This is a genomic window from Sulfitobacter sp. 1A10359, from assembly GCF_043558145.1.
Classification (GTDB): domain Bacteria; phylum Pseudomonadota; class Alphaproteobacteria; order Rhodobacterales; family Rhodobacteraceae; genus Sulfitobacter; species Sulfitobacter faviae.
This window is the reverse complement of the sequence record NZ_JBIFGB010000001.1, coordinates 804,575-830,581: the sequence shown is the minus strand read 5'-3', so window position 1 is coordinate 830,581 and position 26,007 is coordinate 804,575. Positions and strand designations below refer to the sequence as shown.

Genomic DNA, 26,007 nt, shown 5'->3' with positions numbered 1-26,007 from the left:
GGGGGCGCGGGGGCGCACCTTACCTAAGGTCCGATCGCGTGTTGACCCCGGCCTGCCGGGCAGTAAGCTGCGCCCGACCGTCCCCCGGTCACGCATTTTCAAAACGGCAGCCAATATCATGACAAAGCAGAATAAACTCGCCCCCGGTCGTTCGTACCTCGCCATTCCCGGCCCCTCGGTCATGCCCGACGCGGTGCTGAGCGCGATGCACCGCGCGGCCCCCAATATCTATGAAGGCGAGTTGGTCGAGATGATGCCTGCGCTGGCCGCCGACCTGAAGCGCGTGGCGCGTACAGATCGTCATGTGGCGATGTATATCAGCAACGGCCACGGCGCTTGGGAAGCTGCGCTGAGCAATGTCATAGCCTCCGGCGACCGGGTGCTGGTGCTGGCCACGGGGCGTTTCGGCCATGGCTGGGCCGAAATGGCGACGGGGCTGGGGGCGGAGGTGGATATCCTCGACTTTGGCCGCAACGCGCCCGTCGATCTGACGCAGGTGGCCGAGCGTTTGAAGGCCGACAGCGGCCATCAGATCAAGGCGGTGATGGCGGTCCATGTGGACACCTCAAGCTCGGTCCGCAACGATGTGCCGGGCCTGCGCCGCCTGTTGGATGAGGCGGGCCATCCCGCGCTCTTGATGGCCGATTGCATCGCGTCATTGGGCTGTGAGCGCTTTGAGATGGACGCTTGGGGCGTCGATGTCATGGTCACCGCTTCGCAAAAGGGGCTGATGGTGCCGCCGGGCATGGCCTTCGTCTTTTTCAACGATCGGGCCGAGGAAGCCCGTGCGCGTCTGCCCCGCGTGAGCCGCTATTGGGACTGGTCGCCGCGCGCCCATGCGCAGGAGTTTTATCAATACCACGGCGGCACGGCGCCGACGCATCACCTCTACGGCCTGCGCGCCGCCCTCGATATCATCCATGAGGAGGGGATCGAGCAGGTCTGGCAGCGCCATGAAACGCTGGCCCGCGCGGTTTGGGCAGCCTGTGAGGCGTGGTCGGCGGAAGGCAGCCTGCGGTTCAACATCGAAGACCGCGCCCTGCGCAGCCATGCTGTCACCGCGCTGCGGCTGCAAGCGCCCCATGCGACCGAGTTGCGCAATTGGGTCCAGGGCAATTTGGGGCTCACACTGGGCGTGGGGCTGGGTATGGCCCTGCCGGGGGAGCCTGCGTGGCACGGGTTCTTCCGCCTTGGTCATATGGGCCATGTGAATGGCCATATGATCATGGGGCTGCTCGGCGGGATCGAAGCCGGGCTTTCGGCGCTAAAGATCGACCACGGGCCGGGCGCCTTGCAGGCCGCGGCGAAGGTGATCGGCGGGGCTTAAGCCCCGCGCGCGTCCGTTAAGGCCTTGGGCAAGGCGGCGGCGAAGTGATCCAGCTCTTCCGCCGTGCTGCAACTGATGCGGATGCAGCGGTTTTGCGGGGCGGCAAAGGGCATGCGCACGAAGATCCCCCGCGCCACCAGTGCGTCGAGAACCGCCTTCGCGAAAGCGCCATCGCGGCCACAGTCAACGGCGACGAAATTGGCGGCAGAGGGGAGGGTGCTGAGCCCGTTTTCTTCGGCGATTTGGGCGATCCGGCGGCGCGCCTCGGCGATCTTAGTCTGAACCTCTTTCAGGTAGCTCTGATCCTGCACCGCCGCCAAAGCCCCCGCCTGCGCCGCGCGGTTTAAGCCAAAGTGATTGCGGACCTTGTGAAAGGCGGTGATCAACTCGGGCGCGGCGATGGCATAGCCGATCCGCGCCCCGGCAAGGCCGTAGGCTTTGGAAAAGGTCCGCATCCGGATCACCCGTGGGTCATCGGCGGAAAGCGCGGGCGCGGTGCCCTCGGGGGCGCATTCGATATAGGCTTCATCCAGCAACAGCAGGCTGCCTTGGGGCAGGTCGTCGAGCGCGCGTGCCAGTGCCGCGCCCTCATGCCAAGTGCCCATCGGGTTGTCGGGATTGGCGAGGTAGACGAGCTTGGCGTCCACCTCCGCCGCTTTGGCGAAAAGCGCCGCCGGGTCTTCGTGATCGTCGCGGTAGGGCACTTTGTGCAGCACGCCGCCAAAGCCTGCGACATGGTAGTTGAAGGTAGGGTAGGCTCCTTCGGAGGTCACCACCGCGTCGCCTTCGCCCACCAGTAGGCGGACGAGATAGCCCAGCAACCCGTCGATTCCTTCGCCGACGATGATGTTTTCGGGGGTGACGCCATGCAGTTCGGCCAGTGCCGCGCGCAACTCTACGCTTTCGGAATCGCCGTATTTCCACATCTCGGTCTCCGCCATAGCCGCGATGGCGCGGGGCGAGGGGCCAAAGACGTTTTCATTGGCGCCGAGCCGCGCTTTGAAGGGGCGGCCAAGGACGCGCTCCTGCGCTTCGGGGCCCACGAAGGGGACATTGGCGGGCAGGCGTTTGGCGAGGGGGGTGAGGCGTGCATATGTCATGCGCCAAGGTGTAGGGGCGGGCCCGTAAGAGGGCAAGTGCCGCAGCACCTGCCGCCACGTTTTGCTGGTGCCGCGCGGTGATCTGCGCTGAACTGCGCCAAACATTCAGGAGAATAGCCATGCCCCGCGTCACCACCCGGATCGAAGACCCTATCGCCTATGTGACCCTCACCCGCGCCGACAAGATGAACGCGGTGGATGATGAGATGATCGAGGCGATCATCGCGGCAGGGCAGGAGGTTGCGGCCTCGGACGCCCGGGTGGTGTTGCTCTCGGGCGAGGGCAAAGGCTTTTGCGCGGGCATTGATATTGGCGGGCTCTCGGGGATGCTGGGGCAGGATGTCGAGGCCTTGATCATGCCCCGCAGCCATGGCGAAGGCACGACGAACAAATGGCAAGAGGTGTCGATGGTTTGGCACCGTTTGGAAATCCCGGTCATCGCGGCGCTGCATGGGGTGGTTTTTGGCGCCGGGATGCAGCTGGCGCTTGGAGCGGATATTCGGATTGCCGCGCCGGATACGAAGCTCGCGGTGATGGAGATGAAATGGGGCATCGTGCCGGATATGGGCGGTATGGTGCTGCTGCCGCGGCTGGTGCGCTCGGACGTGTTGCGGCGGTTGACCTATACCGCCGCGCCGGTGGACGCCGCGCAGGCGGAGCGTTGGGGGCTGGTGACCGAGGTCGCCGAAGACCCGCAAACAGCGGCGCTGGAACTGGCGCAGGTGATCGCGGGGAAGGGGCCGAATGCGATCCGCACAGCGAAGCGCTTGATCGGATATGCGGAGACGGGGGCATCGGATGCGGATGTGCTCTTGGCCGAGTCGCGTGAGCAGGCAGCGCTGTTGGGCAAGCCCGAGCAGATGGAGGTGATCGCGGCGGAGTTCGGCAAGCGGCCTGCGGTGTTTAAGTAGGACGGCAAGCGCGGCATTTGCGTTGCGCCTGACAGCCCGGAATCAAGGCCGCAGGCCGCCGGGCAGCGCCAGACCGCCCGGACGGGCTGGCGCTTTTGCAATCGAAGTGCTGTCCTGTGAGCTTGGCGTAAGTGCTGCGGGGATAAATTGCCCAACTGGCGCGTCAGATGCGCCAACCCGCGGTCTGGCACTCCCCGGCTCGCGCGCCGATTGCCCGTCTCGCTACAGCCCGGAAACAAGGCCGTAAGGCCGCCGGGCAGCGCCAGACCGCCCGAACGGGCTGGCGCTTTTGCAACCGAAGTGCTGTCCTGTGAGCTTGGCATAAACGCGGCAGAGATAAACTGCCCAACTGCCCCCTTTGCAGCGCCATCCCGCGGTCTGGCGCTGCCCGGCTTTGTTGGTCTCAGCCCAGCTCGGCCAACCGGTCCAGTGCCGCCTGCAACTGGTCCGCCTCTTCCTGACGCGCCGCGAGGTTCGCCTGCGCTTCGGCCACGACCTCTTCCGGCGCGGAGGCGGCGAACTTGGGGTTGTTCAAACGCCCCCTCAGCCCACCGATCTCCTTGCCCAGCTTGTCGAGCGACTTCTGCAGACGCGCCTTCTCGGCGTCGATGTCGATGAGACCGGCCAAGGGCAGGCCGAAGCTCGTCCCCGGGGCGGCGATCGAGACGGTGCCTTTCGGGAAGCTGTCGGCCTTCTCAAGGCCCTCCACCCGCGCCAGACGCTTGATCATCACCTCGTTGCGGTCCCAAGCGCCTTGTGCTGCCTCGTCCATCTCGGTCACCAGCATCGGCACCTTCAGCCCGGCGGGCACATGCATCTGCTGACGGGCGGAGCGGATGCTCTCGATGAGGCCGATCACCCAGTTAAGCTCCCGGTCCGCGTCGGCATCGAGCAGATCGGCGGTGGTGTAGGCGGGCCAATCGGTGAGGGCCAGAAGCTCATCGCGCTTGGCGGTGGTCTGCCACAGCTCTTCGGTGATGAAGGGCATGATCGGGTGCAGCAGGATCAGGCATTGCTCCAGCACCCAGGCCATGGTGGCGCGGGTCTCCTCGGCCTCGGGGGCGTCGTCCTGCAACAGTGGCTTGGAAAGCTCCACGTACCAGTCGCAGACCTTGCCCCAGACAAAGGCGTAAAGCGCATTGGCCGCGTCGTTGAAGCGGAAGTTGCCAAGTGCGGCGTCGACTTCCTCGCGCACGCGGGCGGTCTCGCCCACGATCCACTTGTTCAGCGTCGCGGTGGGCTGGGGCATCCCAGCGGGCATGGCCTCAAACACGCCGTTCATCTCGGCGAAGCGATGCGCGTTCCACAGCTTGGTGCCAAAGTTGCGATAGCCCGCGATGCGCTGCGTCGAGAGCTTCAGGTCGCGTCCCATGGCGGCCATGGAGGTCAGAGTGAAGCGCACGGCGTCGGCGCCGTAGTCGTCGATCAGCTCCAGCGGGTCGAGCACGTTGCCCAAGCTCTTCGACATCTTCTTGCCCTTCTCATCGCGCACCAGCGCGTGGACATAGACGGTGTCGAAGGGTTTTTGGTCGACCACGGCATATTGCATCATCATCATCCGGGCGACCCAGAAGAAGATGATGTCAAAACCGGTCACCAGCACGGAGGTGGGGAAGTATTTTTCCAGCTCAGCGGTTTGCTCGGGCCAGCCCAGCGTGCCGATAGGCCAAAGGCCGGAGGAGAACCATGTGTCGAGCACATCGGGGTCGCGGCGTAGAAAGAACGTTAACTCTCGCTGACCAGTCTTCCTATCGTTCTGAATTTTGAACCGTGTCTTGCGGCTGCTGCCAATCTTCTCGACGTAAACCTGTTCTTCCAGCCCATTCAGGCGCGCAAACTCATTATATACATCAAACTCTTCCTTGGTTTGGGGCCATCCTTGCTCGGGGTCCCCAAACATCTCCTCGATTATGATTTTGTCGTTAGGAAAGCGTGCCTCATAGAGCTCAATTGCTTGTGCTTTAACTGCTTCAAAATCCGCACCGCAGAAGCTTTTAAACTCTAAAGTTTTGTCATTATGGGATTGGGGCGCGAGGCCATACCACACCGGGATCTGATGGCCCCACCAGAGCTGGCGCGAGATGCACCACGGCTCGATGTTCTCCAGCCAATGGAAATACACCTTGCGGTCTTGTTCGGGCAGGATCGTCACTTCGCCCGAGCGCACGGCGTCGATGGCGGGCTGCACGATCTTGTCGGTGGCGACGAACCACTGGTCGGTCAGCATCGGCTCGATCACCACCTTGGAGCGGTCGCCGAAGGGCTGCATGATCTTCTTGGCTTCAACCAGCGGCACGAGGCTCTCTTCCTCGGTGCGCATCTCGCCGCCCTCGCCGGGCTCGACGGGGGCCTTCTTGGCGGCGCGGCCAAGGCGGGGATCGGTCGCCTCGGTCATCACGGCAAGGCCCTTGGCGGTCACGTCCTCAACCACGCGCTTGCGGGCCTCAAAACGGTCGAGGCCGCGGTAGGCTTCCGGCACGAGGTTGATCTCGGTCGCGTCCTCGGGGGCGGCTTCCGATCCCTCAGCAATGGCCTGCGCGCGGGCGGCGGCCTGATCGTAGGGCAGACCATCGGCGCGCATTTTCCCTTGGGTGTCCATCAGCGCATAGAGCGGAATGCCGTTGCGCTTGGCGACGCCGTAGTCGTTGAAGTCATGGGCGCCGGTGATCTTCACAGCACCCGAGCCGAAGTTCTTGTCCGGGTATTCGTCGGTGATGATTGGGATCAGGCGGCGCTGCTCTTTCGGTCCGACGGGAATTTCGCAAAGTTTTCCGACGATTGAGGCATAACGCTCATCCGATGGATGAACCGCCACCGCGCCGTCACCGAGCATGGTTTCGGGCCGCGTGGTGGCGATGGAGATATAGTCGCGTGTCTCTTCAAAGAGCACGTTACCGTCCTCGTCCCGCTCGACGTAGGTATAGGTCTCCCCCCCCGCCAGCGGGTATTTGAAATGCCACATGTGGCCATCGACCTCGATGCTCTCGACCTCGAGGTCGGAGATCGCGGTCTCGAAATGCGGGTCCCAGTTGACCAGCCGCTTGCCGCGGTAGATCAGCCCCTTGTTGTACATGTCCACGAAGACCTTGATCACGGCATCGTGGAAATTGCCCTCTTCGCCCGCGGGCGCACCCGGCGCGCCGGACATGGTGAAGGCGTTGCGCGACCAGTCGCAGGAGGCGCCCAGACGGCGCAGCTGGTCGATGATCGTGCCGCCGGATTTCTGCTTTTGCTCCCAGACCTTGGCGGTGAACGCCTCGCGGCCCAGCTCGCGGCGGCCGGGTTGGCCGGTGGCAGCCAATTCGCGCTCCACCACCATTTGCGTGGCGATGCCCGCGTGGTCTTGGCCGGGCTGCCAAAGCGTGTCGAAACCCTGCATCCGATGCCAGCGCACGAGGATGTCCTGTAGCGTGTTGTTGAAGGCATGGCCCATGTGCAGCGAGCCGGTGACGTTCGGCGGCGGGATCATCACCGAGAAATGCGCGTCCCGCTGCGCATTCGCGCCCGCTTTGAACGCGCCCTTGGTCTCCCAATCGGCGTAGATGCGGCTTTCCGCCTCGGCGGCGTTGAAGGTCTTTTCGAGTGCCATGGTCATGATCCCTTTTGTTGCGCCCCGTTTAGCGCTCTGGCGCGGTAAGGGAAAGACCCCTGACAGGGGGTGAGGCGCGGGGGCAGGGCTTAGCCGCTGCGGTCGATCTTGGTGCTGAGGTGGATCAGGCTCTCGCTGCCCTTAACGCCCCGGGTCTCGCCGATGCGGTCAAGGGTCTCGTCCAACTCCTGCGTGGTCTGCGCTGCGATTTGTACCAGCAGGTCAAAGCGGCCCGAGGTGGTGTGCACCACCTGCACCGCCGGAAGGCTGCGCAGCCGCGCCAATACGGCGGGGCCAGCACGCAGCTCGATATTGACCAGAGCCGTGGCATGCAGCGGCGCGCTGGCGGCTTCCCCCAAACGCAGCGTATAGCCGAGGATGGCGCCGCCGCGTTCCAGCCGTTCCAGCCGGGCCTGAACGGTGGTGCGTGCAAGGCCAAGGCCGCGCGCCAGATCGGCGACCGGTTGACGGGCGTTGGATTGAAGTGCCGCGATCAAAGCGCGGTCGGTGTCGTCAAGCTGTACTATCATATCGTCATTTTGCCCAAAGTTCGCATCACTTTAGGCGGTCTGACACGATGAATCGACCGAAATTCACGCTTTACTGGAGAAAAGCAGTGAAGAGGCCCCCATGCAGCATATCGCCCCCCTTTCCGATAGTCCCGCCGCCTATTTGGCGAAACACAGCCCCGATAAGCCGGTGTTGTTTCTGGCTCCTTCAGTGCTGCAAGCCACCGCGCGGCGGTTTCAGGCGGATTTCGACGGGCTGGTAACCTATGCAGTCAAGGCCAACGACCGGGCGGAGGTGCTGTCGAACCTTGTCGCGGCGGGGATCACCACCTTCGATGTCGCCTCCCCGGCAGAGATGGCGGCGGTGCGGGCGGTCTGCCCGCAGGCGGTGCTGCATTACAACAACCCCGTGCGCTCGGCCTCCGAGGTGGAGGCCGGGATCGCGGCGCGGGTCTATAGCTGGTCGATCGATGACATGTCGGAATTGGCCAAGCTGCGCGACGTGCCGCGCGATAATGAGGTGGCGGTGCGCTTCGCCTTGCCGGTCAAGGGCGCGGCTTATGATTTCGGGTCCAAATTCGGCGCGGCCCCTGAACAGGCAGCGGACCTGCTGCGCGCGGTTGTCCAGATGGGGTTCACGCCGTCGATGTGTTTCCACCCCGGCACGCAGTGCAATGATCCGCAGGCTTGGGTGCAATATGTCCATGCGGCGGCGGATATCCTGCGGACGGCGGAGGTCTCGATCAAACGGTTGAACATCGGCGGGGGCTTCGCCGTGGACCGTGGGTTTGACGCGCCCGATCATCGGGCGGTTTTTGCTGCCGTGAACGCGGCGCTGGCCGAGAGTTTTGGGGTGGATGCGCCTTTGCTGCTGTGTGAGCCGGGCCGGGCGATGGTGGCTGACGCCGCCGTATTGGCGACCCGTATCAAGGGGATGCGCAACGATGGGCGGACGGTTTTCCTGAACGACGGTATCTATGGCGGGCTGCCCGATCTGCGCGATATGGGGCTTTCGGGGTTGGTCGATGTGGTCGGCCCCGATGGCACGCGGCGTCTGGGGGCGGCCAAGCCGCGTGTGGTCTTCGGCCCCACTTGTGATTCGCTGGACCGTCTGCCCGATGGCCTGCCGCTGCCCGAAGATGCGCAGACCGGGGATTATCTCTTGTTCGGCGGCATGGGCGCTTATTCCATCGCCATGTCGACCGCCTTCAATGGGTATGGGCTGGCGGGGGTGACGCTTGTCTCGGACCTTGAGGGCGCGCCCAAACGCAAGGCGGCCTGAGCCTCTGGACACTGGCGGCGCGCCCGTTACTGTTGCGCTGAAAGAGGCAGGGCAGCAGGGGCGGTGTCAGATGGAAAAGTTCGGGAAAAGCCAACCGGTCAAACGGGTGGAAGACCACCGCTTCCTGACCGGTGCGGGCCGCTATGTCGATGATATCGCCCCCGCCGGGGCGCTGTATGGCGTCTTTTTCCGCGCGCCCGTGGCCCATGGGGTGATCACTGAGTTGGACGTAGATGAGGCCCGCGCGGCGGATGGCGTGCATCTAGTGCTGACCTGCGCCGATCTGGAAGCGGCGGGAATGAATATCGCCTTGCCGCATACGGTCGTCGACAACCGCGATGGCAGCAAAGGCGCGACGCCGCTGCGCCCGATGCTGGCCAAGGACCGCGTGCGCTATGTGGGCGAGCCGGTGGCGCTGGTGGTGGCCGAGAGTTTGCAACAGGCCCGCGACGCGGTTGAGATGATCCTTTTCGAGGCCGACGATCTGCCCGCCAAGATGGATGTCGCCCCGGGCGGTGAGCCTCTGCACGCAGAGGCCCCCGACAACCGCGCCTTTGACTGGCATATGGGCGATGAGGCCAAGGTTGAGACGGCTTTTGCCAAAGCCGCCCATCGCGTCCGGCTCGAGGTTGGTGACAACCGCATCATCGTCAACTCCATGGAGCCGCGTGGCTGCTATGCCGAATGGACCGAGGGCCGCTTGCATGTGGCGCTGGGCGGGCAGGGCGTCTGGGCGCATAAGGGGTTTCTGACCAAAGCCTTCGGCCTGCCCGAAGACGCGGTGCGCGTGACCAATCCCGATGTGGGCGGTGGGTTCGGCATGAAGGCGATGACCTACCCGGAGTATTTCTGCGTGGCCCAAGCCGCGCGGGCGCTGGGCCGTCCGGTGCGCTGGATGTCGGAGCGGACCGAAGCCATGCTCACCGACAACGGCGGGCGCGATCTGGTGTCTTGGGCCGAGTTTGCCTTTGACGAAAACCACAAGATCACCGCCTACCGTGTCGACACGCGCTGCAACCTTGGGGCTTATAACAGCCAGTTCGGCCAGCCGATCCAGTCGCAGCTCTTCTCCAAGGTCTTGATGGGCGTCTATGACGTGCAAGACACCTATCTGCATGTCGAAGGGTTCTACACCAACACCGTGCAGGTCGACGCCTATCGTGGGGCCGGACGGCCCGAGGCGATCTATGTGTTGGAGCGGTCGATGGACCGCGCCGCGCGTGAGTTGGGCGTCGATCCGTGGGAGTTACGGCGGATCAACTTCATCAAACCTGAGCAATTCCCCTATACCACTGCCACGGGCGAGCTTTACGATGTGGGCGATTTTGCACGCCTGCTGGCCCGGGTGGGGCAAGAGGCCGACCGCGACGGTTTTGCCGCGCGCCGGGCGGCGGATGCCAAACGCGGCCTGCTGCGGGGGCAGGGGCTGTGTTACTATATCGAGAGCATTTTGGGCGACCCCTCCGAAGGGGCCAAAGTGGTTTTCGAGGGCGATGGCCGGGTGACGATCTATGTCGGCACCCAAAGCAATGGGCAGGGGCATGAGACGGTCTATGCGCAGTTCCTCTCGGACCAGACTGGCATCCCCGCCGAGCGGATCGACGTGGTGCAGGGCGACAGTGATCTGATCAAGAAGGGTGGCGGCACCGGCGGCTCGCGCTCGGTCACCACGCAGAACACGGCGACCTTGGCCACCGTGGCGAAGATCACCGAAGTCTTCACCGCCTTTCTGGCCGAAGAGTTGGGCGTTGCCGCTGCGGATATCACTTTTGACGATGAACGCTTTCGCGCGGAAGGGTCGAACATCAGCCCGACCATGCTGGAGGTGGCCGAGATGGCCCGCGCCAAGAGCCGCGACGATCTGCTGAGCCACCACGAACGCGCCAGCCTGCCGGGGCGCAGCTATCCCAACGGGGCGCATGTGGCCGAGGTGGTGATCGACCCCGAGACCGGGGTGGTGACGCTGGACCGCTACACCGTGGTCGACGATTTCGGCAATCTCATCAACCCGATGCTGGCGGAGGGGCAGGTCCACGGCGGCGTGGCGCAGGGCATTGGTCAAGCGGTGCAGGAGCGGGTGGTCTATGACGAGGACGGCCAGCTTTTGACCGCCACTTTCATGGATTACGCCATGCCCCGCGCGGCCGATCTGCCGATGATCTCTTTCACCTCCGAACCAGTCCCCTCGACCGCCAATGTCATGGGCATGAAGGGCTGCGGGGAGGCGGGCACCGTCGGTGCCTTGGCGGCGGTGTCGAATGCGGTGCAAGATGCCCTGTGGGAACGCGGCGTGCGGCAGGCGGATATGCCGTTCACCCCGCACCGTGTCTGGGAGATGCTGCAAGGTGCCGCAATCGCAGCCGAGTAAAAACCTATTCCAACGGCTTTTCGGGCGGTTCTGGCGGCGGCCTGAAAGCGATTTCGGCCCGCGCCGGGGGGCGGTGACCCATGTCATCATCCTTGATGGGACCATGTCCTCGCTCGAACTGGGGCGCGAGACCAACGCGGGCATTGCCTATGGCCTTTGCCGCGAGATGGGCAGCGCCCTGTCGATCTATTACGAGCCGGGGCTGCAATGGCGCGATTGGCGCAGCGCTTTGGATGTGATCTTGGGCCGCGGGATCAACCGGCAAATCCGCCGCGCCTATGGATATCTCGCCTCGCGCTACCGACCCGGAGATCGGATTTTCCTGCTGGGCTATTCGCGCGGCGGCTATGCGGTACGCTCCCTCGCCGGGGTGATCGACCGGGTGGGGCTTCTGCGCGCTGAAGTGGCGACAGAGCGTAACATCCGCGATGTTTACCGCCATTATGAGGCGCATCATCTGAGCAAGGCGGGCGAACTCTTTGCCCGCGCCAACTGCCACCCCGAGGTCGAGATCGAGGCGATTGGCGTTTGGGACACGGTCAAATCGCTGGGCCTCAACGCGCCGCTGTTCTGGCGGTTCTCGCAGCCGCTGCATATGTTCCACAACCATGACCTCAGTCGCAACGTGAAGAACGGCTTTCAGGCGCTGGCGCTGAATGAGACGCGCGTTGCCTATGCCCCGGTGCTGTGGACCACGCCCGAGGGCTATGACGGCCGGTTGGAGCAGGTCTGGTTTCCCGGCACCCATGGCGATGTCGGCGGCCAATTGGGCGGGCATGAGACTGCGCGCCCCTTGGCCAATATCCCGCTGGTCTGGCTGCTGTCGCGGATGGAGGACAGCGGCCTGCCGCTGCCCGCAGGCTGGGCCACGCGGTTCGATCAAGACCCCGCCGCGCCCTCCATCGGGCGCTGGCGCGGCTATGGCAAGATGCTGGTGACCCGCCGCCGTCGGGTGGTGGGCGCGGACCCGTCCGAGCGACTGCACGAAAGCGTGGAGCAGCGCCGCGAACAGTCTCAGCCGCAGCCGGGGCTGCTGGCCCGGATGCAGGGTGTGATCTCCGGCCTTCAGCCGGGGTCGCGGTCCGAGGGGTGATTGATGCCATCGCTATAGGGCAGCGGCTCCATCTCCCATGGCAAGACCCCTTCAATCGCACCAAGGTTCACGCCGCATTCATCGGGGTCCGAGCGGCGGCGGTGGTGGGTATAGATGCCGCAGGTCTTACAGAAGTAGTGCTGCGCCGTATGGGTGCCCCATGTGTAGCGCGTAAGATTCTCGGCCCCTTTCAGCACGGTCACCGTCTCGGCCAGCGCGGTCACTGTGGCGGCGGCACGGCGGCGACAAAAGGAGCAGGTACAGCGCGCGGCCGAGGCTAGCCCACGCGGAAACAGCGCTTCGATCACCACGGCCCCGCAGTGGCACGAGGCTCGGCGGGTTTCGGAGGTTTCGGTCATTTGCGTCTCACTTTCGGAATGCGGCTCTCGCTCAGGTCATAGTCGGCGGCGGCATGGGGCGGATGGCCATGGGTCTGCCGCCAAAAGGCAAAACCGCCCCGCCGCAGCCACAGCGGCAGGGTCAACACAAGCCCCGCGATGAACCCGCCCGCATGGGCCCAATAGGCCACCCCGCCGGTGCCCGGCGTGGCCCCGATCCCGCCGATGAACTGCATGCCGAACCACAGGCCCAGCATGATCCACGCCGGGATGGCGAAGATGCGGAAGAAAACGATGAAGATCACCAGAATGTCGACCTTGGCACGCGGGAAGAGCAGCAGGTAGCCTCCCATCACCCCAGCGATCGCGCCCGAGGCGCCGACCATGGGCACCCATGAGAGCGGTTCTGTCACGACTTGGCCCAGACCCGCGGCGATGCCACAGGCAAGGTAGAACAGCAGATAGCGCCCATGGCCCATCTCATCTTCGACATTGTCGCCGAAGATCCACAAAAACAGCATGTTACCCGCCAGATGCATCCAGCCGCCATGCAGAAATTGCGAGGTGATGAGGCCGAAATACCCCTCCCCATGGCTCAGCCGCGCGGGCAGCAATGCGTAGCTGTAGTAAAACTCGGCCAAGGCCCGCTCATCCGCCATCAGCGACAGGGAAGACAGGAACACCCCGATGTTGAGCGCCATCAGCGCATAGGTGACGAAGGGCGTTCGGCCCGAGGGGTTGTGATCGCGGATCGGGAACATGCGGGCCAGCCTTTGCCAAGTCGTCCGCAGCGTCAAGCGGCGCGGGGGATCGTCATGACCTTAGCTGCGCCCGCGGGGGCTTCTGTCAAGCGGAACCGAGCAAATCCCGCGCGATCCGCTCAAAAATTCCGGCGCCCACGGGGATCAGATCATCGGGGAAATCGTAATCAGGGTTGTGCAGGGCGGCATAGCCCTCGCCGGGGCCGAGGCAGAGCATTGCGGCCTTGGCATCGCGCCCGAACAGGCCGAAATCCTCTGAGGCGCGCATCGGCAGATTTTTCTGCCCGTGTGACACGCCAAGCGCGTCCATCGCCGCGGCGGCGATCGCGTAGGCCTCGGGGTGGTTGATGGAGGCGGCGAAATGGTCGGATTCCGCGAAAGCTGCGGTCAGCCCATGGACCTCGGTCACGCGCGCGACATCGGCGCGCAGGGCCGCTTCGATCTTGGCCAGCGCATCGTCTCGGGTGCTGCGCAGGGTGGCGTAGAGCGCCGCTTCGCCCGGGGCGACGCCAAAGGTCGGCTCACCCATGCGCAGATGGGTGAGGGTGACGAGGCGGAAGTCATCATCAAGCGGCCCGCCGGGGCCGAGCGCTTGCAGCGCCGGGATCAATTCGGCCAGTGCAGGTGCGGGGGAGGTGCCGTCTTCGGGGCTGGCGGCATGGGCGGTCTTGCCGTGCAGGGTGACGGAGATGCCTTTCGAGGCGCAGTTGATCAGCGCGGGCGCGGTGTCGACATGGCCAAAGGGGCGGCCCGGCTCGACATGGATGGCAAACGCGTAATCGGCAGCGATCTCGGCATAGCTCGGATCGTTCACCACTGCCCGCGCGCCGCTGCCGTCTTCCTCGGCGGGTTGGAACATCAGCACCACGCGGCCCTTCGCGACGGGGCGGCGCCCGATCATCCGGCCGAGCGCCAAGAGCATGGTCATATGGCCGTCGTGGCCGCAGACGTGGGACTTGCCCGGTACCTTAGAGACCCAAGGAATGTCATGATCCTCGGGGATCGGCAGGGCGTCGAGTTCCGCGCGGAAGAGCACCGTGGGGCCGGGGCTGCCGCTGTCGAAAACCGCCGCCACCCCATGCCCGCCAAGGCCGGTGAGGATGCGCGTAGGCGCGAGCTTTTCCAGTTCCGCCGCGATGGTCCGGGCGGTTTCCACTTCCTCGCCCGAAACCTCGGGGTATTGGTGGAGCGCCCTGCGAAACTGCGTCAACTCTTCGATATCGCGGTTCGTCAGCATGGCGCTCCCCCTAAGTGCGCGGCCCGTTCAGGCCATCATCCCCAAGAGCTGTGCATTGCCGCCCGAGGCGGTGGTGTCAACACAGACATGCCGCTCAGCACGGACGCGCGCGGTGTCGGGCTTGCCGCGCAGAAGCGGGATGATCGCCCCCTCGCGGGCCGCCAGCGCCTTGTCGATTTGCCGCGCCGTCTCCTCATCGCCCCACCAGAGCACGCCGCCATAGGCCGGGCCGGTGGTGAGCGCTTCGGGGTCGATGGGGCCTGTGGCCTCAACCGCGACACCGCCGAGGGCGCGCACGGCTTTGGCCTGCGCCGCCGCCGTCTCGGCCCCCGGGCCCATGCAGAGAAGCGCGGGGCGGGGCAGGGTCGACAGGCGGTTGCTCTCGCCGGTGGGTCCGGGCATTGACTGGGTCTCTAGAACGGTCGGCAGATGCGCGGGCAGGGCGGGCAGGCTCTGCTGCGCGTTGTCCCATGTGCCGGAAGCCTCCTGATGGTCGGGCGCGGCGAAACGCGGCAAGTAGTTCGGCCCGCCCGCCTTCGGCCCGGTGCCCGAAAGCCCCTCGCCGCCGAAGGGCTGGCTGCCGACGATGGCGCCGATCTGGTTGCGGTTCACGTAGATGTTGCCCGCCTCGATCCGCTCCGAGACATGCTGCACCCGGTCGTCGATCCGCGTGTGCAGACCGAAGGTAAGGCCATAGCCGGTGGCGTTGATCGCGTCGATCACATCGTCGAGCTCATGGCTCTTGAAGGTCGCCACATGCAGCACGGGGCCGAAAATCTCCCGCTGCATGTCGCTGATGCCATCAACCTTCAGGATCGCTGGGCCGACGAAGGTGCCGCCTTCGGGCGCTTCTAGTTCGGCGATCAGCCGGCCCTCCGCGCGGGCGGCCTCGACATGATCGACGATGGTCTGTCGCGCGGCATCGTCGATGACGGGGCCCACGTCGGTCGACAGATGCCATGGATCGCCCATGCGCAGCGCCTGCATCGCGCCCTTGAGCATGGTGATCAGGTCCTCGGCGATGTCCTCCTGCACGTAGAGGCAACGCACGGCGGAGCAGCGCTGGCCCGCGGATTGGAAGGCGCTTTCGACGATGGCCTGCACGGCCTGCTCGGGCAGGGCAGTGCTGTCGACGATCATGGCGTTGAGGCCACCGGTCTCGGCAATCAGCGGGGTGCCGGGGGCGCAATGCTCGGCCATGTTGGCGCGGATGCGCAGGGCGGTGGCGGTTGAGCCGGTGAAGGCCACGCCGTTGACGCGGGCGTCGCCGGTGAGCGCCGCGCCCACCTCGCCGCCGCCCGGCAGCAGTTGCAGCGCGGCGCGCGGCACGCCGGCCTCGTGCAGCACCTTGACGGCAAGCTGTGCGATCAGCGGGGTCTGCTCGGCCGGTTTGGCGAGCACGGCATTGCCTGCGGCCAGGGCTGCCGTGACCTGCCCGCAGAAGATCGCCAGCGGGAAGTTCCACGGCGAGATGCAGGTGAAGATGCCCGCGGGCGGCTCGTTGGTGGCTTGACCTGCGTAGTAGCGCAGGAAATCCACCGCCTCACGCAATTCGGCCACGCAGTCGGGCAGACCCTTGCCAGCCTCGCGGGCGAGGATGGCGAAGATCTCGCCGTAGCGGTCCTCGAGCATGTCGGCGGCGCGCAAAAGCGTGTCGCGGCGGGTGTTGAAAGGCGCGTCCCAAGGCGCGGCAGTGTCGAGCGCCGTGGCCACATCGGCCTTGGAGGCAGGGCGCACGGTCCCAGGGGAGGCACCCCCGGTAGGGTTGGCGACGGTTTCAGCCGCCTCGGGCGCAGCTTCGCCCGCTAGTAGCGGTGCGGCTTCCCATGTCGCCTCCGCGAAGTGCGCACGGGCTTCTTCGATCGCGGCGAGGGTTGGGGTATGCGCCAGATCGAAGCCGCGCGCATTGGCGCGTTGCGGCTGGAACACTTCCGGGCCTTTCGGGATCGAGGGCACGCTGTCGTGCAACTGGTCGAAGGGATCGGCGGCCACGACCTCGGGCGGCACGTCCTCGTCAACGATCTGGTTCACGAAGCTGGAGTTCGCCCCGTTCTCCAAGAGACGCCGGACAAGATAGGCCAGCAGATCGCGGTGCGCACCGACGGGAGCGTAGATGCGGCAGCGGGTGCCGTGTTTCTGCATGACGATGTCATGCAGGGTCTCGCCCATGCCGTGCAGGCGTTGGAACTCGTAAGCCTCCGGATCGTCGGCCATATGCAGAACGGCGGCGACGGTATGGGCGTTATGGGTGGCGAACTGCGGGTAGATGCGGTCGGTCATGCCCAGCAGTTTGCGGGCATTGGCGATGTAGCTCACATCCGTCGCGGCCTTGCGGGTGAAGACCGGGAAACCGTCGATCCCCTCGACCTGCGCGCGCTTGATCTCGGTGTCCCAATAGGCGCCCTTGACCAGCCGCGCCATGATGCGGCGGTCGTGGCGCTGCGCCATTTCGTAAAGCGTGTCGATCACCACGCCCGCGCGCGGGCCATAGGCCTGCACGACCACGCCGAAACCGTCCCAGCCGGCCAGCGCAGGCTCGCCCATCACCGTGTCGATCACCTCGAGCGAGAGTGCGAGGCGATCGGCTTCCTCTGCATCGATGTTGAGGCCCATGCCAGCCGATTTCGCCAAGAGTGCCAGCGCCCGAAGGCGCGGCACCAGATCGCGCATCACGGCCTCTTCCTGCGCCAGCTCGTAGCGCGGGTGCAGGGCCGAGAGCTTGACCGAAATGCCGGGGTTCTTGCGGATGTCGTCATGGGTGCAGGCATCTGCAATGGCCGAGATCGCGCGGGAGTAGCTGAGGTGATAGCGCTTGGCATCGGCCTCGGTCCGTGCGGCTTCGCCCAGCATGTCGTAGCTATAGGTGAAGCCCTTCTTTTCCATTCCGCGGGCGCGTTTCATCGCGGCCTGAATGTCCTCACCCAGCACGAACTGGCGGCCCATCTCGCGCATGGCGCGGCTGACGGCGGTGCGGATCACCGGCTCGCCCAGACGTTTGATCGCCGCCCGCAGGTGGCGCACCGGGCCGGGCTGGTCGTCGTCGAGCACGCGGCCCGTCAGCATCAGCGCCCATGTCGACGCGTTGACGAGGCTGGAGGTCGAATGCCCCATGTGGCGGCCCCAGTCCGAAGGGGCGATCTTATCCTCGATCAGCGCGTCGATCGTCTCGGCATCTGGCACGCGCAAGAGCGCCTCGGCGAGACACATGAGCGCCACGCCTTCCTCGGTGCTGAGCCCGTATTCGGCGAGGAAGACTTCCATCATGCCGGGGGCCGAGGTGCCGCGGATGTCACGCACCAGACCCGCCGCATCGGCGGTGATCTTGGCGCGGTCCTCGGGCGAAAGATCGGCCTGCGCCTTGAGCTCGGTGAGCAGCGCGTCAGGCTCGGCATAGGTGCGCGCGTCGATGGTTTGGCGAAGGGCGGGGGCGTGATCGAGGGCCATGGCAAGCTCCAGTTGATGTTTGGACCAGAATACCGCATGTTGAGAAGGCTAATCGACTTAATATGTATTGCATTATAGTCGTTATGACCGAACTAGCGAGGAATCACATGTCAAATGAACTTTTCAATCTGGACCGGTTCGACAGCGCGATTCTATCGGTGTTGGCCGAAGACGGGCGCATCAGCATCACCGATCTTGCCCGACGCATTGGCCTGTCGAAATCCCCCACCCAAGCGCGGCTGCGCCGGTTGGAGGAAAGCGGCGTGATCCTTGGCTATCGCGCCCTTTTGGACCCGATCCGGCTGGGGCTGGATCACGTCGCCTTTGTCGAGGTGCGCCTGAACGACACGCGCGAGGCGGCCTTGCGGGCCTTTAACCTCGCCGTGGCCAAGGTGCCCGAGATCGAACAGGCCCATATGATCGCGAGCCATTTCGACTATCTGATCAAGGTGCGGACGCGGAACATGTCGGAATATCGCCGCTTTCTGGGGGAGGTGATTTCAACCCTGCCGCATGTGGCCAGCACCTCGACCTATGTGGCGATGGAGGCGGTAAAGGAAACCATGCTGGCCGATACGGCCTGACGCATCGTGCCAGAACCATGGGGCCGGGGGCATTCGCCCATTTACACCGCCCGCGTGATGCTTATTGTGCGCCCCGATGCGGGCGTGATGGAATGGTAGACATACCAGACTTAAAATCTGTTGGGGCGTAGCCCCGTGTGGGTTCGAGTCCCACCGCCCGCACCACTGTTTTCAAAGACTTAGCTTGCCTTCGCCAGCGTCGCAGGCTCTGCCAATTGCGTGGCGCCGGGGATGAAGACGGTAAAGGTCGTGCCCTGACCGAGCGTGCTTTTGACCGTGATGTCGCCGCCATGGGCAAGGGCCAGTTTCTTGCAGATCGCCAGCCCCAGCCCAGTGCCGCCCTCGGCGCGATCATCGGCGTCTTCGATCTGGGTGAAAGCCTCGAAAATGCGGTCCAGATCCTGCGCGGCGATGCCAACGCCATTGTCTTCGACCTCGAAAACAAACCCGCCCGCGTGCAGGCGCGCACGCAGATAGATGTCCCGCGCCTTGGAGAATTTCAGCGCATTGCCGACGATATGGCCCAACAGTTGCAGGCTGCGGCGGCGGTCAGCGGTGACGGTGAGCGGCGGGGTGTCAATATGCAGCGTGGCCGTCTTGTCATGCGCGGCGCCGTGGTGCTCTTCGACCACTTCTTCCAAAAGCGCGCGGGTGTCGAGGGCGGTCTTGTCGAGCGCGAGGTCGTTCAACTCCATATTCGTATAGTCGAGGATGTCGTTGATAATGGTCAACAATTGCCCGCCCGCGAATTTGATGCGCTGGCCGTAGAGTTCCGCTTGATCGCCCATCTTGGTGAAATGCTCGGACTCCGGTTTTTCATCCGGGCCGAGCTTGGCGAGGTTGTGGCGTTTAAGTTCCGACAGGAAGCTGGCGTAGCCGATGACGATGGTCAGCGGGGTGCGTAATTCGTGGCTCAGCACGCTCATGAATTCCGATTTCGCCCGGCTGGCGCTTTCGGCGGCATCGCGGGCCTTTCGCAGTTCCTCGACGCTTTCGTTGCGGGTGCGGTTTTCGACAACATAGCTAAAGAGCGCGGCCAGCGCGATGATGGCGGCGGTGCCGGCGATGATCAGCGCGATTAATCTATATTCAACCGGGTTGGCGTAAAGCGGCTGCGCGGCCAGCGGGGTGACCTGAAAAGCGGCCATGCCGGTGAAATGGAGCAGGATGATCGCCAGCGCCAAAAGCGCGGTCATCCACAGCACGCTGCCCTTGCCCCCACGGCCCGCCGCGCCAAGCGCGAGGGTTGCAAGGACAACCGCGATGATGACGGAGGCGGTCAGATAGCCCATGTCCCACTGGATCGCGCCCTGCACGCGATAGGCCACCATGCCGGTATAATGCATGGCCGAAATCGCCAGCCCAAAGATCGTCCCGCCCAGAACCGTGGCCCGCCGGGATTTGAGCAGCCCGGCGATGACGACGCCCAGAATCGAGCCGACGATGGCGATGATCAGCGACAGGAAGGTGAGCGAGAAATGGAACGTCGCCGGCGCGTCGAGCTGATAGGCGAGGATCGCAATGAAATGGGTGCACCAGATCGTCACCCCCGCTGTCATCGCGGTCAGATAGCACCAAATCAACGCTTGGCGACGCGGCTGTTCAAGCACATGCCGATAGAGCCGTGCCACCACCCAGCTGCCAAAGATACAAAGAAGTGCTGCAAGCAGCACGAGCCCGAGGTCGTGATCGTGATGAATTGTATGGGCGACCCGGAACATCTTTATCCTATCTGATATTAACACTTGGTTAATTGCTGTCGGAATAGGACGAAAATAAGTCTCTCGCAAGTTCACACTGTGCCTACATTTTTTAACTCCGTGGTAAGACCTTGTCGCTAATCCTCTCCCAAGGTCGGCAGTGGGGCGGGATGAGGCAGAGGCGGCAGATGGCAGGTTCAGGGAAAGGAGGGCGATCGTTTAACCTCTTACGGCGCATGGTCTTTTGCCTGCGGGGCTATGTTTCTCGGATGCTGGGCTCCGCTGTGCGGTGCGGCGCGTCGGGACCCAACGGGCCGCGTGAGAGGGTGAGCATGTCAGCCGGGAATACCGCTGCTGTAGAGGACAGCCTTACCTGGGGGCAGCTCCCGCTGATCTCCATCGTTTTCGCGGCAGAGCGGCGCATGTTTAGGCAGAACCTTGATGGCCCGCCCAAGGCAAGGCTTCGCGGGGCGCTTGTGCCCTCTCTCGGCCCCGCGGGTGGGAAGGGGGCCGCGGGTGAGGCCATCCTATCCCCGGTCAAGGCCGATATGGCCGAAATCGACGTGGTTTTCTCTCCCGATGGGCGCGTTTGCCATGCCAATGAGGCGGCCTGCGGTATCACCTATGGGCTGGGGGATTGTCTGATCGGGCAGCATATCAGCGATCTGTTCGGGCCGCGGCTTTGCGATGGGGCTGAGATCGGCACGCTTTGGGCGCAGGCGCTTGAGGGGCTGGCCCCGCAGGGCGGCTTTCAAATGCACCCGGGGGAAGAGACGGCCCGCATTGTCCACGGATGGCTCACGGCGGAGCGGGATCCCGAAGGGCGGGGGCATGGCGTCCGGTTTCGGGGTGTCGAAGCGGCGGCGAATGGCGTGGGGCCAGTGCGCGCGGTCTCAGTGGGAAAGCGCGCGCGGCGCGGTTAGCGCAATGCCCGTGCCGCAAAGTGAACCAGCGGCGCATAACCCGCGCCGCTGTTCCTAGATTTCTGATCAGTCGCGCTTACCGGCGAAACGTTCGGCCCAGCTTTCGCGGTGCTCATCGCTGATCTTGGCAAAAAGCACCTCGGGCACTTCAAACCCGTGGCCGGGGGCAAGCTTGCCCAAGGCAGCGGGCACATCGTCGGGCCACGGCATGTCGTCGACCTTCATCGCCGCCAGCATCGAGGCCGAGGCCGTGGGGATGAAGGGTGCGGAAAGCACGGCGTAGAGCGGGATCAAGTTCAACGCCAGCCGCACCTGCGCCGCCGCGCGGTCGGGGTCGGTCTTGAAGGTGGTCCAAGGCGCTTGGGCTTGCAGATATTCATTGCCCGCCGCCCAGATGCCGCGCAGTTCGGCGGCGGATTTGCGGACCTCCATCGCCTCCATCAACGTCTCGTAACGGGCGACGCGGGCGGTGATGTCTTCGATCAGCGCCTGTTCCGCCTCACCGTATTCGCCGGCCTCGGGTACCGCTTCGCCGAATTTGGAGCGGCAGAACTTGGTGATCCGGCTGACGAAATTGCCTAGCACGTCGGCCAAGTCCTTGTTCACGGAGGCTTGGAAATTTTCCCAAGTGAATTCGGCATCCGAGGTCTCGGGCGCATGGCTCAAGAGCCACCAGCGCCAGTAATCCGCCGGCAGGATTTCCAACGCCTGATCCATGAAGACGCCGCGCCCGCGCGAGGTGGAGAACTGACCGCCGTCATAATTGAGGTAATTGAAGGACTTGATGTAATCCACCAGCTTCCACGGCTCGCCCGAGCCCTTGATCGTGGCGGGGAAGCTGAGCGTGTGGAAGGGGACATTGTCCTTGCCCATGAACTGGGTGTAGCGCACGTCCTCGGCGCCCTTGTCGGTGCGCCACCAGCTTTCCCAATCGGTGCCTTTGCCCGCATCGACCCATTCCTGCGCGCAGGCGATGTATTCGATGGGCGCGTCGAACCAGACATAGAAGACCTTGCCCTCCATGCCCGGCCAATCCTGATCGCCGCGTTTCACCGGCACGCCCCAGCTGAGGTCGCGGGTGATGCCACGGTCTTGCAGCCCGTCGCCGTCATGCAGCCATTTCTTAGCGATGGAGGTGGTCAGCACGGGCCAGTCGGTCTTGCTGTCGATCCAAGCGTCGAGCTCGTCTTTTAGCTGGCTTTGCTTGAGGAACAGGTGCTTGGTCTCGCGCATTTCCAGATCGGTGGCGCCCGAGATGGTCGAGCGCGGGTTGATCAGGTCTTCGGGGTCAAGCTGCTTGGTGCAATTGTCGCATTGATCGCCGCGCGCATCCTCGAACCCGCAGTTGGGGCAGGTGCCCTCGACATAGCGGTCGGGCAGAAAGCGCCCGTCGGTCGGCGAATAAATCTGCCGTTGGGAGACCTCTTCGATCAGCCCCTGATCCGCCAGGGCACCGGCAAAATGCTGCGTGAGCTTGCGGTTCTGCGGGCTGGACGAGCGGCCAAAGTGATCGAAGGAGAGGCCGAACCCTTCGGCGATGCGAGCCTGTGTTTCATACATCTCGGCGCAATATTCATCGACCGGCTTGCCCGCTTTCGCGGCGGCAAGCTCGGCGGGGGTGCCGTGCTCGTCCGTGGCGCAGAGGAACAGAACATCCTGCCCCCGGCCACGCTGATAGCGCGCGTAGAGGTCCGCAGGCAGCTGGCTGCCCACGAGGTTACCCAGATGTTTGATCCCGTTAATATAGGGGATGGCGGAGGTGATGAGGTGGCGTGTCATATAAATATTCCCGTGCTTGGCGCAGCCTTATCGCAAGGGCTGCGCCAGTTCCAGCAAAAGACGGGACCGGTCAGTCGCGGTCCCGCGCGCGGCCCAAGAGCCGCCCGATGAGAAAGCTGGTCCGTGGGGCGTAGACGTAGGGCGTCCGCTCGGCCAAGGTGGGGCGCGCGCGCATCCGGGCAAGGCCAAAGACCACCAGCCCCCCATGCGCCGCCGCGATCATCGCGAATAGCGCCGCCGCGCCGAAATTGTCGATCAGGACCGAGGCGAGATAGGGCGCGCCGATGGCACCCAGAGCGAAAAAGAACATCAGGGCGGCGGAAAGCTCTACCCGCTCGTCGGAACTGGCAAAGTCATGGGCATGGGCGGCAGAGACCGAATAGATTGGAAAGGTCGTGGCGCCGAAGAGCCCGGCCGAGAGCATGATCCCCGCCGTGCCATAGCCCGCGCCCATCACGGTGACCGCACAGCCGCCCATCGCGGCGACCGAGAGCCAGATCAGCACCCAGCGGCGGTCGAACTTATCGGCCAGCATCCCCATGGGATATTGCGCGAGCGCGCCACCCAGCACGAAAGCGGCAAGGAACCACGCGATCTGCGGCGCGCTGAGGCCGACTTCTTGGCCGTAGATCGGCCCGACCATGCGGAAAGATGCGCTTGAGACGGCGGCCACGATGACCCCCGCCGCCGCCAGCGGCGAGCGGTCAAAGGCGAGGCGTGGGCGCAGCCGTGGCTGGCTGGGTGTTTCGGGCGGGCGGACCTTGGTCAGCGTCAGCGGCAAGAGGGCAGCACAGCAGCCGATGGCCAGCAGGTTGTAAGAGACGTAAGACGCCGGGGCGAGCACGCCCACGATCAACTGCGCGGCAAGCGAGCCGCTCATGTCGACCACCCGGTAAACGCCCATGGTGCGCCCGCGGGTCTCATTGGTAACCTTGGCCTGCATCCATGCTTCGATCACCGTGTAGCAGCCCGCCACGCACATGCCTGACGCGACACGCATCAGCCCCCATGCGTAGGGGTCCACCACCATCATATGCGCCATCAGGCCGATTGATCCGGCGGCGGTGAAGGCGGCAAAGGCGCGGCTGTGGCCGACGCTGCCCATCAACCGAGGCGCCCACCAGCAGCCGATGAAGAACCCCAGAAAATGCGCCGAGCCAAGCATACCGATTTCCTGTCGGCTGAACCCAAGCTGCACGCCCGACAACACGTCGATCGGCCCCACACCTCCGGTGGAGAGTTGCAGGAGAATGACCGAGAAGAACAGGGCGGCGAAGGATATGAGCAGACGCATGGGCGCAGATTGCGTCCATTGCTGCCCAAACGGAAGGCCGAAAACTACCGGGGCCGCGCTTTTGTCGGGGAGCTAGGATCGGCGCGGGCCAATTGCCCTTGCGAAGGCCGGGCAGGCGGCTAGGTTGCGGGCAAATCACAAGCGAGGACCAAAAGATGAAGATGAAAAAGCTCGGCTCTAGCGATATCGAGGTCTCGCATTTCTGTTTGGGCTCCATGACATGGGGCACCCAGAACACCGCCGAGGAGGGCCATGCGCAGATCGACCGCGCGCTGGAGGCCGGGATCAACTTCATCGACACTGCCGAGATGTACCCCGTGAACCCGATCAGCGCCGAGACGATTGGCCGGACGGAAGAGATCATCGGCCAGTGGTTCGCCCGCGACAAGCGGCGAGACGAGGTGGTTCTGGCCAGCAAACACTCCGGCGAGGGGATGCAGCACGCCCGCGACGGCGCGCCGATTTCCTCGGACACGATCCCCGGCGCCATCGAAGGCTCGCTGAAGCGCTTGCAGACAGATTACATCGACCTTTATCAATTCCACTGGCCCAACCGCGGCAGCTATATGTTCCGCAAGAATTGGCACTACGACCCGTCGAGCCAGAACCGGGCCGAGACCATTGCGCATATGGAAGATACGCTCGGCGCGCTGCAACTTGAGGTCGAACGCGGGACGATCCGCGCCTTTGGCCTGAGCAACGAAAGCGCTTGGGGGCTGACCCAATGGGCCGCCGTGGCCGAACGTGTGGGCGGGCCGCGCCCGATCTCGGTGCAGAACGAATATTCGCTGATGTGCCGACTGGCCGATTCCGATGTGTCCGAGACCTGCATCAATGAGCAGATTGACATGCTGGCCTTCTCTCCGCTGGCCGCGGGGTTGCTGACCGGGAAATATCAGGGCGGGAAGGTCCCCGCCGGGTCGCGTCTGTCGCTGAACGAAGATCTGGGCGGTCGGGTCACCCCCCGCGCCTTTGAGGCGGTCGCGGCCTATCTTGACGTGGCCGAGAAACATGGGCTCGACCCGGTGCAGATGGCGCTGGCATGGTGTGCGACACGGCCCTTCATGGGCTCTGTCATCTTTGGCGCGACCAGCCTTGAGCAGCTTGACGTGGCGCTTGGCGGGGCGGAGCTGACCTTGAGCGATGAGGTGATGGCCGACCTCGACGCGGCGCATAAAGCCCATCCGATGCCCTATTGATGGGCCGCCTTGGGATGCATTTGGCGCGGCGGGGGGGCATGTTGCTGCTGTTGGGCGCCCTCGCGGCGTGTAGCGGCGGCGAGGCACCGCCCGCGAAGACCGGGTTTCGCAATGCGGGGGCCTTGATCGGGGCCACCAGCCGCTATGACGCGGCGCGCTTTGGCGGCGACTGGCAGGTCCGGGCGGCATTCCCCGGTGACGCCGACCTGCAAGCCGTGACCTTCGCGCCGCAAGGGCCGACCTTGATCGAACAGCGCCAGATCTGCGACAGCGCCGGATGCCGCAACACCCGCACCCTTTGGGCACTGAGCGCGCAGGGGCCGGGCCGCTACACCATGCGCGCCGCCGTCGGCGGGGCCGAGCGGCCTTTCTGGGTGCTTTGGGTCGACGAAGGGTTCCGCACCGCGGTCATCGGCAGCCCCGATGGCGGATATGGCTGGATCCTTGACCGTCAGGCGACGGGCGGGGCGGACCGGATCGCCGCCGCGCAGGAGATCTTGGCCTTCAACGGCTATGACCTCCGCGCCCTGCAAATGAGACCCTAGGCCGCGTGGCACTGGCCCTGCCGC

At 64.6% G+C, this 26,007-nt stretch carries 19 protein-coding genes and 1 tRNA gene; 10 read left to right on the top strand and 10 right to left on the bottom strand.

Going from position 1 to position 26,007, the window contains the following annotated elements; all coding sequences use genetic code 11:
* The first annotated feature begins 118 nt into the window (after window positions 1–118).
* Complete coding sequence (locus tag ACGYK2_RS04090; RefSeq protein ID WP_271689536.1) at window positions 119–1,327, top strand: alanine--glyoxylate aminotransferase family protein; 1,209 nt, start codon at window positions 119–121, stop codon at window positions 1,325–1,327.
* Here the strand turns inward: ACGYK2_RS04090 and ACGYK2_RS04085 are convergent.
* Window positions 1,324–2,427 carry a pyridoxal phosphate-dependent aminotransferase gene (locus ACGYK2_RS04085; RefSeq protein WP_271689537.1) on the bottom strand — a complete coding sequence of 368 codons (1,104 nt, stop codon included), beginning with the start codon at window positions 2,425–2,427 and terminating at the stop codon, window positions 1,324–1,326. The genes ACGYK2_RS04090 and ACGYK2_RS04085 overlap by 4 nt on opposite strands.
* Window positions 2,428–2,546: 119 nt before the next feature.
* On the opposite strand from ACGYK2_RS04085, the gene ACGYK2_RS04080 reads away from it, so the two are divergent.
* A complete protein-coding gene (locus ACGYK2_RS04080; RefSeq protein WP_271689538.1) occupies window positions 2,547–3,338 on the top strand; it encodes a crotonase/enoyl-CoA hydratase family protein in 792 nt (263 codons plus the stop codon).
* A gap of 403 nt (window positions 3,339–3,741) precedes the next feature.
* On the opposite strand, the gene ACGYK2_RS04075 is transcribed toward ACGYK2_RS04080, so the two are convergent.
* Complete coding sequence (locus ACGYK2_RS04075) at window positions 3,742–6,927, bottom strand: valine--tRNA ligase (protein WP_271689540.1); 3,186 nt, start codon at window positions 6,925–6,927, stop codon at window positions 3,742–3,744.
* Window positions 6,928–7,016: 89 nt separating this feature from the next.
* Window positions 7,017–7,457: an Lrp/AsnC family transcriptional regulator gene (locus tag ACGYK2_RS04070; RefSeq protein WP_271689541.1), complete on the bottom strand. Its 441-nt coding sequence runs from the start codon at window positions 7,455–7,457 to the stop codon at window positions 7,017–7,019.
* A gap of 100 nt (window positions 7,458–7,557) precedes the next feature.
* On the opposite strand from ACGYK2_RS04070, the gene ACGYK2_RS04065 reads away from it, so the two are divergent.
* The 3 genes from ACGYK2_RS04065 (at window position 7,558) to ACGYK2_RS04055 (ending at window position 12,179) form a co-directional block, all read left to right on the top strand.
* The gene (locus tag ACGYK2_RS04065) at window positions 7,558–8,718 is read left to right on the top strand and encodes a type III PLP-dependent enzyme (RefSeq protein WP_271689542.1); all 1,161 of its coding nucleotides are present in this window, start codon (window positions 7,558–7,560) and stop codon (window positions 8,716–8,718) included.
* Window positions 8,719–8,788: 70 nt separating this feature from the next.
* Entirely contained in the window at window positions 8,789–11,086 is a 2,298-nt protein-coding gene (locus tag ACGYK2_RS04060; protein ID WP_271689543.1) for a xanthine dehydrogenase family protein molybdopterin-binding subunit, read from the top strand.
* Window positions 11,064–12,179 (top strand): DUF2235 domain-containing protein, encoded by a 1,116-nt coding sequence (locus ACGYK2_RS04055; RefSeq protein ID WP_394374204.1) that lies wholly within the window; start codon window positions 11,064–11,066, stop codon window positions 12,177–12,179. Before ACGYK2_RS04060 ends, ACGYK2_RS04055 begins: the two co-directional genes overlap by 23 nt.
* Here ACGYK2_RS04055 and ACGYK2_RS04050 read toward each other — a convergent pair.
* The 4 genes from ACGYK2_RS04050 to putA form a co-directional block, all read right to left on the bottom strand.
* On the bottom strand, window positions 12,152–12,538 hold the full coding sequence (locus ACGYK2_RS04050) for a GFA family protein (protein WP_271689545.1): 387 nt from the start codon (window positions 12,536–12,538) through the stop codon (window positions 12,152–12,154). The two genes, ACGYK2_RS04055 and ACGYK2_RS04050, sit on opposite strands and share 28 nt — an antisense overlap.
* Window positions 12,535–13,278, bottom strand: coding sequence for a rhomboid family intramembrane serine protease (locus tag ACGYK2_RS04045; RefSeq protein ID WP_271689547.1), 744 nt, complete (start codon window positions 13,276–13,278; stop codon window positions 12,535–12,537). Before ACGYK2_RS04045 ends, ACGYK2_RS04050 begins: the two co-directional genes overlap by 4 nt.
* Window positions 13,279–13,363: 85 nt before the next feature.
* Window positions 13,364–14,515: an amidohydrolase gene (locus ACGYK2_RS04040; protein WP_271689549.1), complete on the bottom strand. Its 1,152-nt coding sequence runs from the start codon at window positions 14,513–14,515 to the stop codon at window positions 13,364–13,366.
* 27 nt (window positions 14,516–14,542) lie between these two features.
* Window positions 14,543–17,959 carry a bifunctional proline dehydrogenase/L-glutamate gamma-semialdehyde dehydrogenase PutA gene (gene putA, locus ACGYK2_RS04035; RefSeq protein WP_394374203.1) on the bottom strand — a complete coding sequence of 1,139 codons (3,417 nt, stop codon included), beginning with the start codon at window positions 17,957–17,959 and terminating at the stop codon, window positions 14,543–14,545.
* Between the two features lie 107 nt (window positions 17,960–18,066).
* Here putA and ACGYK2_RS04030 point away from each other — a divergent pair, with 107 nt between their 5' ends.
* A complete protein-coding gene (locus tag ACGYK2_RS04030) occupies window positions 18,067–18,543 on the top strand; it encodes an Lrp/AsnC family transcriptional regulator (protein ID WP_067267484.1) in 477 nt (158 codons plus the stop codon).
* Between the two features lie 78 nt (window positions 18,544–18,621).
* Window positions 18,622–18,708 (top strand) — tRNA-Leu (locus tag ACGYK2_RS04025).
* A 14-nt stretch (window positions 18,709–18,722) separates the two neighbouring features.
* Here ACGYK2_RS04025 and ACGYK2_RS04020 read toward each other — a convergent pair.
* Window positions 18,723–20,264 carry an MHYT domain-containing protein gene (locus ACGYK2_RS04020; protein WP_271689553.1) on the bottom strand — a complete coding sequence of 514 codons (1,542 nt, stop codon included), beginning with the start codon at window positions 20,262–20,264 and terminating at the stop codon, window positions 18,723–18,725.
* Between the two features lie 311 nt (window positions 20,265–20,575).
* Here ACGYK2_RS04020 and ACGYK2_RS04015 point away from each other — a divergent pair, with 311 nt between their 5' ends.
* Window positions 20,576–21,166 carry a PAS domain-containing protein gene (locus ACGYK2_RS04015; protein WP_271689554.1) on the top strand — a complete coding sequence of 197 codons (591 nt, stop codon included), beginning with the start codon at window positions 20,576–20,578 and terminating at the stop codon, window positions 21,164–21,166.
* Window positions 21,167–21,232: 66 nt separating this feature from the next.
* Here ACGYK2_RS04015 and metG read toward each other — a convergent pair whose 3' ends face one another.
* The gene (gene metG / locus ACGYK2_RS04010) at window positions 21,233–22,945 is read right to left on the bottom strand and encodes a methionine--tRNA ligase (protein ID WP_271689555.1); all 1,713 of its coding nucleotides are present in this window, start codon (window positions 22,943–22,945) and stop codon (window positions 21,233–21,235) included.
* A 70-nt stretch (window positions 22,946–23,015) separates the two neighbouring features.
* Window positions 23,016–24,239 carry an MFS transporter gene (locus tag ACGYK2_RS04005; protein ID WP_271689556.1) on the bottom strand — a complete coding sequence of 408 codons (1,224 nt, stop codon included), beginning with the start codon at window positions 24,237–24,239 and terminating at the stop codon, window positions 23,016–23,018.
* Window positions 24,240–24,394: 155 nt separating this feature from the next.
* Between ACGYK2_RS04005 and ACGYK2_RS04000 the strand changes: the two genes are divergently transcribed.
* Window positions 24,395–25,438 (top strand): aldo/keto reductase, encoded by a 1,044-nt coding sequence (locus ACGYK2_RS04000; RefSeq protein WP_276154442.1) that lies wholly within the window; start codon window positions 24,395–24,397, stop codon window positions 25,436–25,438.
* Window positions 25,439–25,476: 38 nt separating this feature from the next.
* A complete protein-coding gene (locus ACGYK2_RS03995; RefSeq protein WP_271689558.1) occupies window positions 25,477–25,983 on the top strand; it encodes a lipocalin family protein in 507 nt (168 codons plus the stop codon).
* Window positions 25,984–26,007 lie beyond the last annotated feature (24 nt).

Coding starts and splice junctions, on each gene's coding strand:
- ACGYK2_RS04065 (WP_271689542.1), top strand. CDS start 7,558: ATGCAGCATATCGCCCCCCTTTCCGATAGTCCCGCCGCCTATTTGGCG.
- ACGYK2_RS04020 (WP_271689553.1), bottom strand. CDS start 20,264: ATGTTCCGGGTCGCCCATACAATTCATCACGATCACGACCTCGGGCTC.
- ACGYK2_RS04000 (WP_276154442.1), top strand. CDS start 24,395: ATGAAGATGAAAAAGCTCGGCTCTAGCGATATCGAGGTCTCGCATTTC.
- ACGYK2_RS04045 (WP_271689547.1), bottom strand. CDS start 13,278: ATGTTCCCGATCCGCGATCACAACCCCTCGGGCCGAACGCCCTTCGTC.
- ACGYK2_RS04080 (WP_271689538.1), top strand. CDS start 2,547: ATGCCCCGCGTCACCACCCGGATCGAAGACCCTATCGCCTATGTGACC.
- ACGYK2_RS04090 (WP_271689536.1), top strand. CDS start 119: ATGACAAAGCAGAATAAACTCGCCCCCGGTCGTTCGTACCTCGCCATT.
- ACGYK2_RS04070 (WP_271689541.1), bottom strand. CDS start 7,457: ATGATAGTACAGCTTGACGACACCGACCGCGCTTTGATCGCGGCACTT.
- metG (WP_271689555.1), bottom strand. CDS start 22,945: ATGACACGCCACCTCATCACCTCCGCCATCCCCTATATTAACGGGATC.
- ACGYK2_RS04075 (WP_271689540.1), bottom strand. CDS start 6,927: ATGGCACTCGAAAAGACCTTCAACGCCGCCGAGGCGGAAAGCCGCATC.
- ACGYK2_RS03995 (WP_271689558.1), top strand. CDS start 25,477: ATGTTGCTGCTGTTGGGCGCCCTCGCGGCGTGTAGCGGCGGCGAGGCA.
- ACGYK2_RS04060 (WP_271689543.1), top strand. CDS start 8,789: ATGGAAAAGTTCGGGAAAAGCCAACCGGTCAAACGGGTGGAAGACCAC.
- ACGYK2_RS04040 (WP_271689549.1), bottom strand. CDS start 14,515: ATGCTGACGAACCGCGATATCGAAGAGTTGACGCAGTTTCGCAGGGCG.
- ACGYK2_RS04050 (WP_271689545.1), bottom strand. CDS start 12,538: ATGACCGAAACCTCCGAAACCCGCCGAGCCTCGTGCCACTGCGGGGCC.
- ACGYK2_RS04085 (WP_271689537.1), bottom strand. CDS start 2,427: ATGACATATGCACGCCTCACCCCCCTCGCCAAACGCCTGCCCGCCAAT.
- ACGYK2_RS04030 (WP_067267484.1), top strand. CDS start 18,067: ATGTCAAATGAACTTTTCAATCTGGACCGGTTCGACAGCGCGATTCTA.
- ACGYK2_RS04015 (WP_271689554.1), top strand. CDS start 20,576: ATGTCAGCCGGGAATACCGCTGCTGTAGAGGACAGCCTTACCTGGGGG.
- ACGYK2_RS04005 (WP_271689556.1), bottom strand. CDS start 24,239: ATGCGTCTGCTCATATCCTTCGCCGCCCTGTTCTTCTCGGTCATTCTC.
- putA (WP_394374203.1), bottom strand. CDS start 17,959: ATGGCCCTCGATCACGCCCCCGCCCTTCGCCAAACCATCGACGCGCGC.